This window comes from Sphingomonas trueperi (assembly GCF_011927635.1).
Lineage (GTDB): Bacteria > Pseudomonadota > Alphaproteobacteria > Sphingomonadales > Sphingomonadaceae > Sphingomonas > Sphingomonas trueperi.
Window position 1 is genome coordinate 1 of record NZ_JAATJB010000006.1, and the last position, 13,643, is coordinate 13,643.

Below are 13,643 nucleotides of genomic sequence, written 5' to 3' on the forward strand. Positions count from 1 at the left end.
CCTTGAGGGGGAGGATAGCGAAGCTTGGAGGGGCTGAGCGGCTGCGCAAGCCGCCGCGCCACCGGGGGCCGCCCCCCCCCCCCCCCCCCCCCGCCGGGGGCCCCCCCCCCCCCCCCCGGGGGGGGGGGGGGGGGGGGGGGGCCCCCCCCCCCCGGCCCCCTCCCGCGCGCAGGAGGGGGAGCGCAGGGAGAAGAGGTCGCCCTCTGCGTCGCGCTGGCCTTCCCCGATCGCGTCGCCAGGCGCCGCGACGGCTCGGGCGAGACCTGGGCCTCGGTCGGCGGCCGCGGGTTCAAGCTGGACCCCACCTCGCCGCTCGCCCGCGCCGACTGGCTCGCGGTGGCCGAGACGCAGGGCATGGCCGCGGGCGCGCGCATTCTCTCCGCCGCGCCGATCGACGCCGCCACGGTCGAATCGCTGTTCGCCGACCGCATCGAGACGCGCCGCACCGTCAGCTTCGATCCCGCCACCGGCCGCATCGAGGCGCTGCGCGAACGCCGGCTCGGCGCCGTCCGCCTCTCCGGCGGCAGCGACTCGGGCGCGACGCCCGCCGAAATCGAATCGGCGCTGCTGGAGGGCGTGCGCACCCATGGCCTCCACCTGCTCCCCTGGTCCGCCACCGCGCAGGCGCTGCGCACCCGCGGCGCCTATGCCGGGATCGCGGCGCTGACCGACGAAGCGCTGATCGCCACGCTCGACGACTGGCTGCCCGCCGCGCTGGAAGGCAAGCGCCGGCTCGATGCGGTGAGCCCCGAATCGCTCACCCAGGCGCTGCAGAACCTGCTCGGCTGGGACGGGCAGAAGACGCTCGACCGCCTCGCGCCCGCACGCTTCGAGACGCCTGCCGGCTCCTCCCACGCGATCGACTATGCCGCCGAAGCCGGGCCCACCGTCGAGGTGCGCGTCCAGGCGCTGTTCGGCCTCGCCGAGCATCCGATGATCGGCGGCAACGTGCCGCTGGTCCTCAGCCTCACTTCGCCCGCAGGGCGCCCGATCCAGACGACGCGCGACCTGCCGGGCTTCTGGAAGGGCAGCTGGGCGGCGGTCGCCAAGGAAATGCGCGGCCGTTATCCCCGCCATCCCTGGCCCGAGGATCCGGCGGCGGCCTCCGCAACGCTACGGACGAAAAACGCTGATGCAAGGGCGCGCGGGGCGCGCTAAAGGATGGCCCCATGAAGTCCGCTCGCATCTATCAGCGCGTCAAGAACGCGATGCAGTCCGGCCGCGCCCGGACCGACAACTGGGTCCTCGAGTTCGAGCCGCACACGCCGCAGCGGCCCGATCCGCTGACCGGCTGGGCCGGCGGCGGCGAGACCGCGAACCAGGTCCGCATTTCCTTCCCGACGCTGGAGGCGGCCAAGGACTATGCCGAGCGCGAAGGCTATGCCTATCACGTCGTGCCGGCACCGCAGCGCAAGCTCAAGCTGCAGGCCTACGCCGACAATTTCCGCTGATCGCCGCTGCTTCCCTCGCCCGGCGGGGGAAGCGACCGCTTGACGATGCAGGGCAGGGGGGCGGCGCTTACGCCAGCCCCTCGACCATTTCCGCCAGCTCCAGCCAGCGCATTTCGGCCGCGTCCTTCTCCTCGCGGAGCTTGGCGATGCCCTCGCTCAGCTTGGCGAACTTCGCCGGATCCTTGGTGTAGAGCGCCGGATCGGCCAGCAGCGCCTCGTCGCGGGCGATCGTCTGGTCGATCTCCTCGATGCGCTTGGGCAGCAGCTCGTAGTCGCGCTGGTCCTTGTAGCTGAGCTTGGTGCGTGCCTTGGGCGCCTCGGGAGCCGGTGCAGCAGCCGCCGGCTTGCTCGTCTTCTTCGGCTCGATCCTCGGGCGCCGCTTGGCTTCCCAATCGGCATAGCCGCCGACCACCACGTCGACCGTGCCGCTGCCGTCTAGGCCCAGCGTCACCGTGACGGTGCGGTCGAGAAAGTCGCGGTCGTGGCTGACGATCAGCACCGTGCCGGCATAATCGGCGATTACTTCCTGCAAAAGGTCGAGCGTCTCGAGATCGAGATCGTTGGTCGGCTCGTCGAGCACCAGCAGGTTGGACGGCCGCGCGAACTCGCGCGCGAGCAGCAGGCGCGAGCGCTCGCCGCCCGACAGCGTGCCGATCCGTGCCTCGGCGATGCTGGGATCGAACAGGAATTCCTTGAGATAGCCATGGACGTGCTTGCGCGCGCCCTGCACGTCGATCCAGTCGCCGCCGTCGGCCAGCACCTCGCGCACCCGCTTGTCGGGCGCCATCAGGCTGCGCTGCTGGTCGATGATGATCGCATCGAGCGTCTGGGAGAGCTTGACCGTGCCCTCGTCGGGCTGGAGCTCGCCGGTGAGCATCTTGAGCAACGTGGACTTGCCCGCGCCGTTCGACCCGACGATGCCGATCCGGTCGCCCTTGGTGACGCGGAAGGTCAGGTCCTTGATGATCGTCCGCTCGCCGAAGCGCTTGGTGACGTGCTTGGCGTCGATCACCACCTTGGTCTGGTTGCCGTCCGAGGCGGTGGCGAGTGCGGCGGTGCCCTGCGGGCCCACCATGCCGGCGCGCTCGGCCCGCATTTCCTTCAGCTTGGCGAGGCGGCCCTGGTTGCGGCGACGGCGGCCGGTGACGCCGCGCTGGAGCCAATGCTCCTCGATCTTGAGCTTGGCGTCGAGCCGCTGGGCGTTGCGCTCCTCCTCGGCATAGACCTGCTCGGTCCATGCCTCGAACCCGCCAAAGCCGATCTCGGCGCGGCGAATGGAACCGCGATCGAGCCATAGCGTCTGGCGGGTGAGGCGGGTGAGGAAGGTACGATCGTGGCTGATGACGACGAAGGCGCCCTTGTGGCGCGTCAGCCAGTCTTCCAGCCATTCGATCGCGCCGAGATCGAGATGGTTGGTCGGCTCGTCGAGCAGCAGTACGTCGGGATCCTGCGCCAGCGCGCGGGCGATGGCGGCGCGGCGACGCTCGCCGCCGCTGGCGGTCGCGGCCTCGCGCGACAGGTCGATGCCGAGCTGGTCGGCGATCGCCTCGGCCTCGTGCCGGGCGGGGGCATCGTCGCCGGAGAGGACATAGTCCATCAGCGTGGTGCAGCCGGCCATGCGCGGCTCCTGCTCGAGCAGGATCACGCGGGTGCCGGGCACGATGGTGCGGCGGCCCTCGTCGCTGTCGATCGCGCCCGCGATCAGCTTGAGCAGCGTCGTTTTCCCCGCACCGTTGCGGCCGATCAGCGCGAGCCGATCGCGTTCGCCGACATGCAGGTCGAGATTGCGGAAAAGCCAGCCGGATCCCTGAACGAGACCCAGCCCTTCATAGGAAAGCACCGGAGCAGCCATGGTGCAGCACCTAGGAGGCGGCGGGCCTCCCCGCAAGCGGCCAGGCATGGCGGACCGCGATGCACCAATGCCACAATTGCCGAACCGCGACTGACGTTCATGTTCAGGGGCTATTCAATGCCCGGACCCTATGCCATTCCGATGCCGATGTTGGTCAAACCCGTTCTGATCGCGTGTCTTGCGAGCCTCGCGCTCACGAGCCCGGTCCTCGCGCGCCCGGTCGGCGCCGAGCAGGATGACGGCCAGCGTGCGGCGCGCGAGCGGCGGCTTCGCGGCCAGAATCTGCCCGCGCGCGAGATCGAGCGGCGGGTGATCCCGAAGATGCCGGGCGCGCAATATCTCGGGTTCGACTATGATCCCGAGCACGACGTTTACACGCTCAAGTTCCTGCGCAATGGATCGGTGATCTGGGTGGAGGTGGACGGCCATACCGGCCAGGTCCTCCGCCGCATGGGCAGCTAGAGCAGACAGAATTAGAGCACACAGAAAAGGACGGGACAGCGAATGCGACTTCTGATCGTCGAGGACGAACCCAATCTCGGGATCCAGCTGCGCACCGCGCTCGAGGGCGCGGGCTATGCCGTCGACCTCGCGACCGACGGCGAGGAAGGCCATTTCCTCGGCTCGACCGAGCAATATGACGCGATCATCCTCGACCTCGGCCTGCCCGAGATCGACGGGCTGACCGTGCTCGATCGCTGGCGCAAGGAAGGCCGCACCATGCCGGTGCTGGTGCTCACCGCGCGCGACAGCTGGTCGGACAAGGTGGCGGGGCTCGATGCCGGCGCCGACGACTATGTCGCCAAGCCGTTCCAGACCGAGGAGCTGATCGCCCGGCTGCGCGCGCTGATCCGCCGCGCCTCGGGCAACGCCTCGGCCGAGCTGACCGCGGGCGACATCCGCCTCGACACGCGTTCGGGCAAGGTCACCAAGGCGGGCGAGCCGGTGAAGCTGACCGCGCAGGAATACAAGCTGCTCAGCTACCTGCTCCACCACAAGGGCAAGGTGGTGAGCCGCACCGAGCTGATCGAGCATATCTACGACCAGGATTTCGACCGCGATTCGAACACCATCGAAGTGTTCGTCACGCGCATCCGCAAGAAGCTGGGCGCCGACGTGATCACCACCATCCGCGGTCTCGGTTACAGCCTCGACGAAGCCAGCTTCACCTGAGGCGCACTGCGTGGACGCGACGTCGACTCTCGATGACGAGCCCGAAACGGCGGCGTCCGGCGTCCCCGAGGGTGAACCGCGCGGGAACCGGCCGGTGCGCGTCACCGGCTCGGTCAGCCGGCGCATGCTGCTGGTCGCGACCGCGTGGATCCTGCTGCTGCTGGTCGGCGGCGGCTATGCGCTCGACCGGGTGCTGACCAGCGCGATCACCCGCAATTTCGACGACCAGCTCGACTATCTCGTCTCCTCGATGATCGTTTCGGCCGAGCTCGGCTCGAACGGCGAGGTGGTGCTCAACCGCGAGCTTGCCGACCAGCGCTTCCTCGAGCCCAATTCGGGCGCCTATTGGCAGATCAGCGGCCAGGGGTTCGAGCCCTTCTACTCGCGCTCGCTCTGGGACCGGCGTCTCAAGGTCGACCAGGTCCATAGCGACCGCGAGATCCATTTCTACGACAGCAACCAGTTCCCCGACCAGAAGCTGCGCATCGCCGAGCGCGACCTCAAGCTGCCCGGCTCGCCGGTGCGCTGGCGCTTCCAGGTCGCCGAGAGCCGCGACATGCTCGACGCGCAGATCGCCACCGTGCGGCGCACGCTGGTGCGCAGCTTCGCGCTGCTCGGCCTGGGGCTCGTCGCGATGGCGGCGCTGCAGACCTGGTACGGGCTGCGGCCGCTGCGCAAGGTGCGGCGCGAGATCGCGCGGCTGCGGGCCGGGCAGACGCAGCGGGTCGGCGGGCCGATGCCGGCCGAGGTCGGGCCGATGGTCGACGAGCTCAACGCCTTGGTCGAGCATAACGACCGCCAGGCGGAGGAGGCGCGGCGCCATGCCGGCAACCTCGCCCATGCGCTCAAGACGCCGCTCAGCGTGATCATGAACGCCGCCGCCGCGGGCCAGGAGGACCTGCCCGACACGGTGATCCGCGAGGCGCGGACAATGCGGCGGCAGATCGACCACCATCTCGCCCGCGCGCGTGCGGTCGGCCGCCGCGGCAGCGCGCACAGCCGCGCCGAGGTGTGGCCGTCGATCGAGGCGGTCGAGCGCGCGGTGGCGCGGCTCTATCCCAATGTCCGCATCGACGTGGACGGGGTGAAGGACGCGGTCGCGCATATCGAGCGGCAGGATCTCGATGAGATCCTCGGCAACCTCGTCGAGAACGCGGCCAAGTACGGCGGCGGCAGCGTCTTCGTCACCGCGCGGCTCGATTCGGGGTTCGTCGAGATCCTCGTCGAGGATGACGGCATGGGCATTCCCGAGGCCGATCGCATCCGCATCTTCGATCGCGGCGTGCGGCTCGATACCGGCAAGCCCGGCACCGGGCTCGGCATGGCGATCGTCCGCGACGTCGCCGAAATCTATGGCGGCACCGTCAGCCTGGAGGAAAGCGAGGACCTGGGCGGCCTGCTCGTCCGCCTTCGCCTGCCCGCCGCGGGCTGAGGCTCAGGCCGGCTCGACCGCGCGCATCGCCTCCGCCGCGATCTCCAGGCTGCGCTTGCGGGCCTGGTGATCGAACATCGCGCTGGTCAGCATCAGCTCGTCGGCCTGGGTGCGTTCGATAAAGGCCTCGATCTCGCGCCGGACCTTGGCGGGGCCGCCGATCGCCGAGGCCGACAGCACATGGTCGAGCACGGCATTGCCCTGCGTGCCCAGGCTCTCGCGATAGCCGCGCACCGGCGGCGGCAGCTGGATGCCGCGCCCGGTGGTACGGATCGCGACGAACGCCTGTTGCTGCGAGCTGGCGAGATATTCGGCTTCCTCGTCGCTGTCGGCGGCGAAGACGTTGAAGCCGAGCATGACGTGCGGCTTGGCCAGCGCCTCGGACGGGCGGAAGTTGCGGCGATAGACCGCGATCGCCTCGTCGAGCAGGCCCGGCGCGAAGTGCGAGGCGAAGGCATAGGGCAGCCCCAGCGCGGCGGCGAGCTGCGCGCCGAAGGTACTCGAGCCGAGGATCCACAGCTTGACGTCCGCGCCCGCGCCCGGGGTCGCGCGGATGCCGGTGCGGCCGTCATCGGCGAAATAGCTTTGCAGCTCCATCACGTCCTGCGGGAAGTCGTTGCCGTCGCTCTCCAAGTTGCGGCGGATCGCGGCGGACACGCGCTGGTCCGAGCCCGGCGCGCGGCCGAGGCCGAGATCGATCCGGCCGGGAAACAGCGCGTCGAGCGTGCCGAACGCCTCGGCCACCTGCAGCGGCGAATGGTTGGGCAGCATGATCCCGCCCGCGCCGATGCGGATGGTGCTGGTCGCATGGCCGACATGCGCGATCACCACCGCGGTGGCGGCGCTGGCGATGCCCTCCATGCCGTGATGCTCGGCCATCCAGTAGCGCTGGAAGCCGAGGCGTTCGGCATGGGCGGCGAGGTCGGCGGCGTTGGCGAGCGCCTGGCCCACGGTGCCGCCTTGGACGACGGGCACCAGATCGAGCAGGGAATATGCGGTCATGGAGAGGATGTGGGGACGCTTGGGCACCGTTGCCAGAGGGTTGGCGCCCACTACCATCGCCCAACCGCTCGCTGCCTCGCCAAGCATTTCCGCCAGCCGTCATCCCGGCGGAAGCCGGGATCCATTCGCCGCTGGGCATCAGCAAGCGCCGTTACGGAGACCCCAATGGATCCCGGCTTCCGCCGGGATGACGAAGATTCGATCAAGCGACAGCGCTCTCCCCGTCGGCGAGGAGGAGGAGGAGGACGAAGCCTCACTCCGCCGGCTGCACCCCGTCGTCCCCGGGCTTGTGGTCGATCGCGCCCGGCGTACCCACCGGCCCCAGCACGCGGCTGCCGTCGTCGCCCGGGCGATAGGTGAGCAGGCGCCGCGACAGCCGCGGCCCCAGCCAGCCTTCCAGCCCCACCGCGAGGCTGAACAGCGCGGGCACGATAACCAGCGTCAGCAGCGTCGAGACGATCAGGCCGCCGATCACCACCACGCCCATCGGCGCGCGGAACGAGGAGTCGCCGTTGAGCGACAGCGCGGTCGGCACCATGCCCGCCACCATCGCGATCGTCGTCATCACGATCGGCTGGGCGCGCTTGCGGCCGGCGTCGACGATCGCCTCCATCTTGGACACGCCCTTCTCCATCTCCTCCAGCGCGAAGTCGACGAGCAGGATCGAGTTCTTGGCGACGATGCCGAACAGCATCAGCATGCCGATATAGACCGGCAGGCTCACCGGCATCCCCAGGATCGCCAGCATGACCAGCCCGCCCAGCGGCGCGTTGAGCAGCGAGCCCATGTTGACGATCGGCGAGACGAATCGGCGGTACAGCAGCACCATCACCGCGAAGACCAGGAAGATGCCCGAGGCCAGCGCGATGATGAAGTTCTGGATCATCTCGCCCTGCCACTTGGCCTGGCCCACGGTCATTTCGGCCACGCCCACCGGCAGCTGCTTCATGATGGGGAGATTGTGGATCTCCTTCATCACGTCGCCCGAGACATAGGGCTTGCCCGTCGCCGGGTTCATCGCAAGGTCGGCCCCCACCACCAGCCGGCGCTGGAGGTTGAGCCGCTCGACCTTGGTCGGCCCGGCGGCGAAGCGGATGTCCGCCACGGCGGAGAGCGGCACCGAGCCGCCGGTCTGGGTCTGCACGCGCATGTTCTGCAGCGTATCGAGCTTGGTGCGCGAGTCCTGGTCGAGCGCGACGCGGATCGGGATCTGGCGATCGGACAGCGAGAATCGGGCGCTGTTCTGCTCGATGTCGCCCAGCGTCGCGACGCGGATCGCGTTGGACAGCGCCGCCGTGGTCACGCCCAGGTCGGCCGCGAGGTCGAGCCGCGGCGAGATCACGATCTCCGGCCGCTGCAGATCGCCCGAGATGCGCGGTGCGACGAGCGACTTCAGCCCCTCCATCTGCTTCATCAGGGTGAGCGCGGTCTTGTTGAGCAGCTCGGGATCCTCGCCGCCCAGCGTGATCGTGATGTCGCGCCCGGACGAGCCCCAGCCGAACTGCGAGCGGAAATTCACCCGCGCATCGGGGATGGCGAGCAGCTTGGGCGCCACCCGCTTCTCGAACTCGGTGCTGGTCTCGGTGCGGCCGTTCTTCTTCTCGACCAGATCGGCGGTCACCCGGCCGCTGCCGACCAGGGTACGGGCATAGGTATGCTCGACGCCCGGCTCGGCGCGCAGGATGCCCGCGACCTGCTGGACCACCCGGTCGGTCTGCTCCAGCGTGGTGCCCGGCACCATCTCGACCGTGGCGGTCACGCTGTCCTGGTCCTGTGCGGGCTGGAAGGTCTGCGGCATGGTGACGAGCAGGCCGATCGTGCCGCCGAGCGACAGCACATAGGCGAGGATCGCCACCCAGCGGTGCATCAGCGTCCATTCGAGCAGGCGAATGTACAGCCGCATCATCAGCCCGCCGCCATGTTCGACATGGCCGTGCGCCTTGAGGAAATAGGCCGCGATCATCGGCGTGAGCATGCGCGCCACCGCCAGCGACATCAGCACCGCCGCAACGACGGTGAGGCCGAAATTCTTGAAGAACTGGCCCGAGATGCCCGGCATCAGGCCCACCGGCAGGAACACCGCGACGATCGACATGGTGGTGGCGAGCACCGCCACGCCGATCTCGTCGGCGGCGTCGATCGAGGCCTGATAGGCCGATTTGCCCATCCGCATGTGGCGGACGATGTTCTCGATCTCCACGATCGCGTCGTCGACCAGCACGCCCGCGACCAGGCTGAGCGCGAGCAGCGTCATCTGGTTGAGCGTGAAGCCCATCATGTCCATGAACCAGAAGCTGGGGATCGCCGAGAGCGGGATCGCCAGCGCCGAGATCACCGTCGCCCGCCAGTCGCGCAGGAACAGGAACACGACGATGACGGCGAGCACCGCGCCCTCGATCATCGCCTCCATCGCGGTGTCGAACTGCTCCTTGGCGTATTTGCTGTAGTTGTCGAGCAGCTCGAAACGGACCTTGGGATTGGCCTTTTCGAGCGCCTGCAGCTTCTTCTGCGCTTCCTCGTAGATGGTGACGTCCGAGGCGCCCTTGGCGCGCTGGATGTCGAACGAGATCACCGGATGCCCGTCATAGCGCGCGAAGTTGCGGCGCTCGGCATAGCCGTCCTTCACCGTCGCGATGTTGGCGAGCCGCACGGTGCCGCCGGTGCCGGTGGCGATCTGGGTCTGGCCCAGCGAATAGGCATCCTTGGCGTTGCCGACGACGCGCAGCGACTGTTCGAAGCCCGAGATCTGCGCGCGGCCGCCGGCGGCGTTGAGGTTCACCTGGCGCAGCTGCTGGTTCACCTGGCTTGCGGTGAGGCCGTAGCTGGCCAGCTTCACCGGATCGAGCACCACGCTGACTTCGCGGCTGACGCCGCCGTTGCGCTGCACCGCCGCCATCCCGCTGATCGACAGCAGCTCCTTCGACACGCTGTTGTCGATGTACCAGGAGAGCTGCTCGACGGTCATGTCGGTCGCGGTCGCCGTGAAGCTGGCGACGTCGTTGCTGCTGGCGCTGTCGACACGGCCGACCTGCGGCTCGAGGATGCCGTCGGGCAAATTGCCGCGGATCTGCTGGATCGCGCTGCGCACGTCCTCCACCGCACGGTCGATCGGGGTGCCGATCGCCAGCTGCACCACCGTCTGGCTGTTGCCTTCGGAAACGGTGGAGTTGATCTCGTCGATGCCCTGCAGGCTGCGCACCGCCGACTCGACCTTCTGGGTGATCTGCGTCTCCAGCTCGCTCGGCGCGGCGCCGGGCTGGCTGATCGAGATCCACACGATCGGGAAGTCGATGTCCGGATCGTTGTTCACGTCCATCCGGCTGAAGCTGACCAGCCCCGCGACGGTGAGGAACAGGAAGAGGACGATCGGCGGAACCGGGTTGCGGATGGCCCAGGCCGAGATGTTGCGAAAGCTCATCGCGCCGATCCCTTACTTCTTCTGGAGCTGGGGAATGACCTTCTGGCCCGGATTGAGGAACGCGCCCGCGGTCATCACCACGCGCTCGTTGCCGGTGAGGCCGCTGGTGATCCGCACGCCGTCGTCGGACACGTCGCCGGTCTTCACGTCGCGGCGCACCGCCTCGTTCTTGTCGTTGAGGATATAGACATAGGTGCCCTGCTGGTCGCTCTGCACCGCCGATTGCGGCAGGATCACCGAGGTGACCGCGCCCGCGACGATCCGCGCGCTGGCGAAGCCGCCGGGCCGCAGCGCCGGGTTATAGGGCAGCGCGATGCGGGCAATGCCGAGGCGGCTGGTCGGGTCGATGACCGGCGAGACCTGCCATACCTGGCCCTTGAAGCTGGTCTGGGTGCCGACCGGGGTCACTTCCGCCGGCGCGCCGACGTGCAGCTTCTGGACATCGGCTTCGGAAAGCTGGGTGCGCAGCTCGAACTGGCCGTCCATCGCCATGCGGAACAGCGTGCCCGAGCCCGAGCTGACGATCTGGCCCGGCTCGATCTGGCGGGCGAGCACCAGGCCCGCTTCCGGCGCGCGGATGTCGAGCCGGCGGTTGCGCGCCTGGGTCTCGGCGAGCTGCGCCTTGGCGACGCGCACGCGGGCGAGCGCCTGGTCGCGTGTGGCAACGCGCTGGTCGATATCGGCGCGAGAGATGAATCCGTTTCCGACCAGTTGCTGCGCGCGGTCGAGATTCGCCTGGGCAAGCTTGGCATCGGCCTCGGCGACGCGGATCTGTGCGGCGAGCGACTCGGCAGTCTGCGCCTGCACCGAGCGATCGACCACGGCGAGCACCTGGCCCTTCTTCACCCAGCTGCCGGCATCGACCAGCACGCGCGTGACGAGGCCGCCTTCGCCCGCGACGCCCACCGGCATCTCGCGCTTGGCGGCGAGGCTGCCGGTGCCGGTGACGATCGTCGACGCGGTCTGCTGCCCCGGCGCCGAGACGGTGACGGTGAGCAGCTGGCCCTGGCCCTTGGCGCCCTTGGCGGCGGGCAGCGGCTTGGTGGCTGGGCGTCCCATCAGCAGGAAGCCGGCGATCACGACGAGCACGAAGGCGCCGAGGCCGATCCAAAGCCACCGCCGCCCACGCCGCGCCGGTTCCCCCTCGAACCCGAGCTGCTCCTGCCGATCCAACATCCCTGCCTCGTAATTCATGCGCCCACCTCGTTCGGGGCGCGTACACGCCCCTCGTCGCACTGTATTATAGGAATATATCACCGGCGGCAAGGCCGGTGCAGCAACGCGCGGTGACATGCCCGGTTGCATGTACTCGCGCAAGTGACCGCAAGGAATAAGCGCGTAGCTGTCGGACCTTGCAAGTAATAGCAATCGTTTGCGGTCGGGTTATTCGTTCAGCCTGCGTTCGTGTGCAGGCGTCGACAAGCCGGTGCAGGATGACGACAAACCACAGGAGGAACATCCCCATGACCCGCTCTCTGCCGCTCGCCGCGCTGCTCGCGCTCGCCGCCGCACCCCTGGCCTTCGCCCCCCAGGCACTCGCCCAGGTGCAGCCGGCCGCGCAGCCGATCCCCGCCGACGGCACCGTGCTCGACATCGTTGCCGAGGGGACCAGCACCCGCGTGCCCGATCTCGCGCTGATCCAGGCCGGGGTGGTCACCACCGCAGGCACGGCGGGCGAGGCGATGCAGCAGAATGCCGCGCGGATGGCGGCGGTGCTGGCTGCGCTGCGCAAGGCCGGCATCGCCGAGCGCGACCTGCAGACCAGCGCGGTCAACCTCGCGCCGCAATATCGCTACCAGGAGAACAAGCCGCCGGTGATCACCGGCTATCAGGCATCGAACCAGCTGACCGTGCGTTTCCGCGACATCGCCAGGAGCGGCACGATCCTCGATGCGCTGGTCGCGCAGGGGGCGAACAACATCGCCGGACCCAACCTCACCCTCGCCGACGAGGACGGTGCGCTCGACGAGGCGCGGCGCGACGCGATCGCCAGGGCCAAGGCGCGGGCCGCGCTCTACGCACAGGCGGCCGGGCTCAAGGTCGATCGCATCCTGCTGATCTCGGAGGCGGGCATGCCGCAGATGCCGCAGCCCGTACCGATGCTGATGCGCGGCAAGGCGATGATGGCCGAGGCTGATACCGCGATCGTGCCCGGCGAGCAGAAGGTCACCGCCAGCGTCTCGGTGCGCTTCCTGCTGAAATGATCCGGACATGAAAAAAAGGGCCGCCCCGGCTGGGACGGCCCTTTTTGTTGGTCTGGTGGAAGCGGGATGCTTAACGCACCGCGCCGCGACGCACCAGGTTGACGATCGCCAGCAGGATGACCGCACCCACCAGCGAGACCAGGAAGGTCATCGGGGTGATCACGCCGCTGTTGATGTTACCACCGAACAGCAGACCGCCGACAAACGCGCCGACGATGCCGACGACGATGTTCAGGAAGATACCCTGCTGGGCATCGGTCCGCATGATGATGCTCGCAAGCCAGCCGACGACGCCGCCGATGACGAGCCAAACGATAAAGCCTACCATTCGTCCCTCCTTTACTTGCCCGGCGACCCGGGCGACGTAATGGAAAATCCGCGAATGGTCGCTTTGGTTCCGAAGCGATTTTTTGCGTTGTCAAGGGAACTTTCGGCACGCGAAACGAAAAAATCAGAACTTCTGCTGGCGTTCGTAGAGCGAGCGATAATGCTGGATGCGCGTGACCCGCAGCCCCGGCATGCCCGAGCGATCGATCGCGCGCTGCCAGCCGGCGAATTCCTCCATGGTGAGGCCGTAGCGATCGCACACCTCGTCCACGGTCAGCAGCCCGCCATTGACGGCGGCCACGACTTCGGCCTTGCGCCGCACCACCCAGCGGGTGGTGTTGGGCGGCGGCAGGCTGTCCAGGGTCAGCGGCTCGCCGAGCGGACCGATCACCTTGGCAGGACGGATCTTCTGGTTCTCAATCATCTACCAACCTCTTCGGGGCCGGCCGCCCCTGTTACGCAACCGTGAAACGACTTTTACCCGCCTGCCTTGAACATCGGCTAAAATGGCAAGGTAAACGCGCGCTTCACCCCTCTCCCCACTGGTGCAGCGCGGTTGCGGCGGCGCGATGGAAACAGCCATCGGCCGGCGCGAGCAGCGCTGCCACGGGAAGCGGCATCGAAAGCCGGGTCTGGAGTCGCGCGGTGAAGCTGGCGGCCTGCCGGCTCGTCACCATCGCCATCAGCACGGCGAGTCCCGTCGGGAGCGTCGCAGTGCCCAAGTCGCGGTTCGGATGGGCAAAACTCAAGTCCACCAATGCGTTTCCAGTCGTCCTTCGAGCGC

General features: G+C 68.5%; 12 protein-coding genes and 1 pseudogene. 6 read left to right on the forward strand and 7 right to left on the reverse strand.

The window, feature by feature from the left end; genetic code table 11:
- Window positions 1-135 precede the first annotated feature (135 nt).
- Both GGR89_RS11170 and GGR89_RS11175 read left to right on the forward strand, forming a co-directional pair.
- Window positions 136-1,158 (forward strand): annotated as a pseudogene (locus GGR89_RS11170) (ATP-dependent helicase C-terminal domain-containing protein); the annotation flags it as partial.
- Between the two features lie 11 nt (window positions 1,159-1,169).
- Window positions 1,170-1,451 (forward strand): ETC complex I subunit, encoded by a 282-nt coding sequence (locus GGR89_RS11175; RefSeq protein ID WP_084584007.1) that lies wholly within the window; start codon window positions 1,170-1,172, stop codon window positions 1,449-1,451.
- 67 nt (window positions 1,452-1,518) lie between these two features.
- Here GGR89_RS11175 and GGR89_RS11180 read toward each other — a convergent pair whose 3' ends face one another.
- On the reverse strand, window positions 1,519-3,303 hold the full coding sequence (locus tag GGR89_RS11180) for an ABC-F family ATP-binding cassette domain-containing protein (RefSeq protein WP_167712896.1): 1,785 nt from the start codon (window positions 3,301-3,303) through the stop codon (window positions 1,519-1,521).
- 117 nt (window positions 3,304-3,420) lie between these two features.
- On the opposite strand from GGR89_RS11180, the gene GGR89_RS11185 reads away from it, so the two are divergent.
- From GGR89_RS11185 to GGR89_RS11195, 3 genes are all read left to right on the forward strand, one after another.
- Window positions 3,421-3,765 (forward strand): hypothetical protein, encoded by a 345-nt coding sequence (locus GGR89_RS11185; protein WP_167712898.1) that lies wholly within the window; start codon window positions 3,421-3,423, stop codon window positions 3,763-3,765.
- Window positions 3,766-3,807: 42 nt separating this feature from the next.
- On the forward strand, window positions 3,808-4,476 hold the full coding sequence (locus GGR89_RS11190; RefSeq protein WP_064310484.1) for a response regulator transcription factor: 669 nt from the start codon (window positions 3,808-3,810) through the stop codon (window positions 4,474-4,476).
- A gap of 124 nt (window positions 4,477-4,600) precedes the next feature.
- Window positions 4,601-5,908: a sensor histidine kinase gene (locus GGR89_RS11195; RefSeq protein ID WP_167712951.1), complete on the forward strand. Its 1,308-nt coding sequence runs from the start codon at window positions 4,601-4,603 to the stop codon at window positions 5,906-5,908.
- A 3-nt stretch (window positions 5,909-5,911) separates the two neighbouring features.
- On the opposite strand, the gene GGR89_RS11200 is transcribed toward GGR89_RS11195, so the two are convergent.
- From GGR89_RS11200 to GGR89_RS11210, 3 genes are all read right to left on the reverse strand, one after another.
- Complete coding sequence (locus GGR89_RS11200) at window positions 5,912-6,910, reverse strand: LLM class flavin-dependent oxidoreductase (protein ID WP_167712900.1); 999 nt, start codon at window positions 6,908-6,910, stop codon at window positions 5,912-5,914.
- A 253-nt stretch (window positions 6,911-7,163) separates the two neighbouring features.
- On the reverse strand, window positions 7,164-10,328 hold the full coding sequence (locus GGR89_RS11205; protein ID WP_167712902.1) for an efflux RND transporter permease subunit: 3,165 nt from the start codon (window positions 10,326-10,328) through the stop codon (window positions 7,164-7,166).
- A gap of 12 nt (window positions 10,329-10,340) precedes the next feature.
- On the reverse strand, window positions 10,341-11,522 hold the full coding sequence (locus tag GGR89_RS11210) for an efflux RND transporter periplasmic adaptor subunit (RefSeq protein WP_167712904.1): 1,182 nt from the start codon (window positions 11,520-11,522) through the stop codon (window positions 10,341-10,343).
- A gap of 269 nt (window positions 11,523-11,791) precedes the next feature.
- Between GGR89_RS11210 and GGR89_RS11215 the strand changes: the two genes are divergently transcribed.
- Window positions 11,792-12,532, forward strand: a complete 741-nt coding sequence (locus GGR89_RS11215) for an SIMPL domain-containing protein (RefSeq protein WP_125973834.1) — start codon at window positions 11,792-11,794, stop codon at window positions 12,530-12,532.
- Window positions 12,533-12,602: 70 nt separating this feature from the next.
- Here the strand turns inward: GGR89_RS11215 and GGR89_RS11220 are convergent, their stop codons facing one another.
- The 3 genes from GGR89_RS11220 to GGR89_RS11230 all read right to left on the reverse strand — a co-directional run bounded on the left by GGR89_RS11220 (window position 12,603) and on the right by GGR89_RS11230 (window position 13,614).
- The gene (locus tag GGR89_RS11220) at window positions 12,603-12,860 is read right to left on the reverse strand and encodes a GlsB/YeaQ/YmgE family stress response membrane protein (RefSeq protein WP_064310489.1); all 258 of its coding nucleotides are present in this window, start codon (window positions 12,858-12,860) and stop codon (window positions 12,603-12,605) included.
- A gap of 123 nt (window positions 12,861-12,983) precedes the next feature.
- On the reverse strand, window positions 12,984-13,283 hold the full coding sequence (gene sciP / locus GGR89_RS11225) for a CtrA inhibitor SciP (protein ID WP_125973832.1): 300 nt from the start codon (window positions 13,281-13,283) through the stop codon (window positions 12,984-12,986).
- 103 nt (window positions 13,284-13,386) lie between these two features.
- Window positions 13,387-13,614: a hypothetical protein gene (locus GGR89_RS11230; RefSeq protein ID WP_241213320.1), complete on the reverse strand. Its 228-nt coding sequence runs from the start codon at window positions 13,612-13,614 to the stop codon at window positions 13,387-13,389.
- Between the last annotated feature and the right edge of the window lie 29 nt (window positions 13,615-13,643).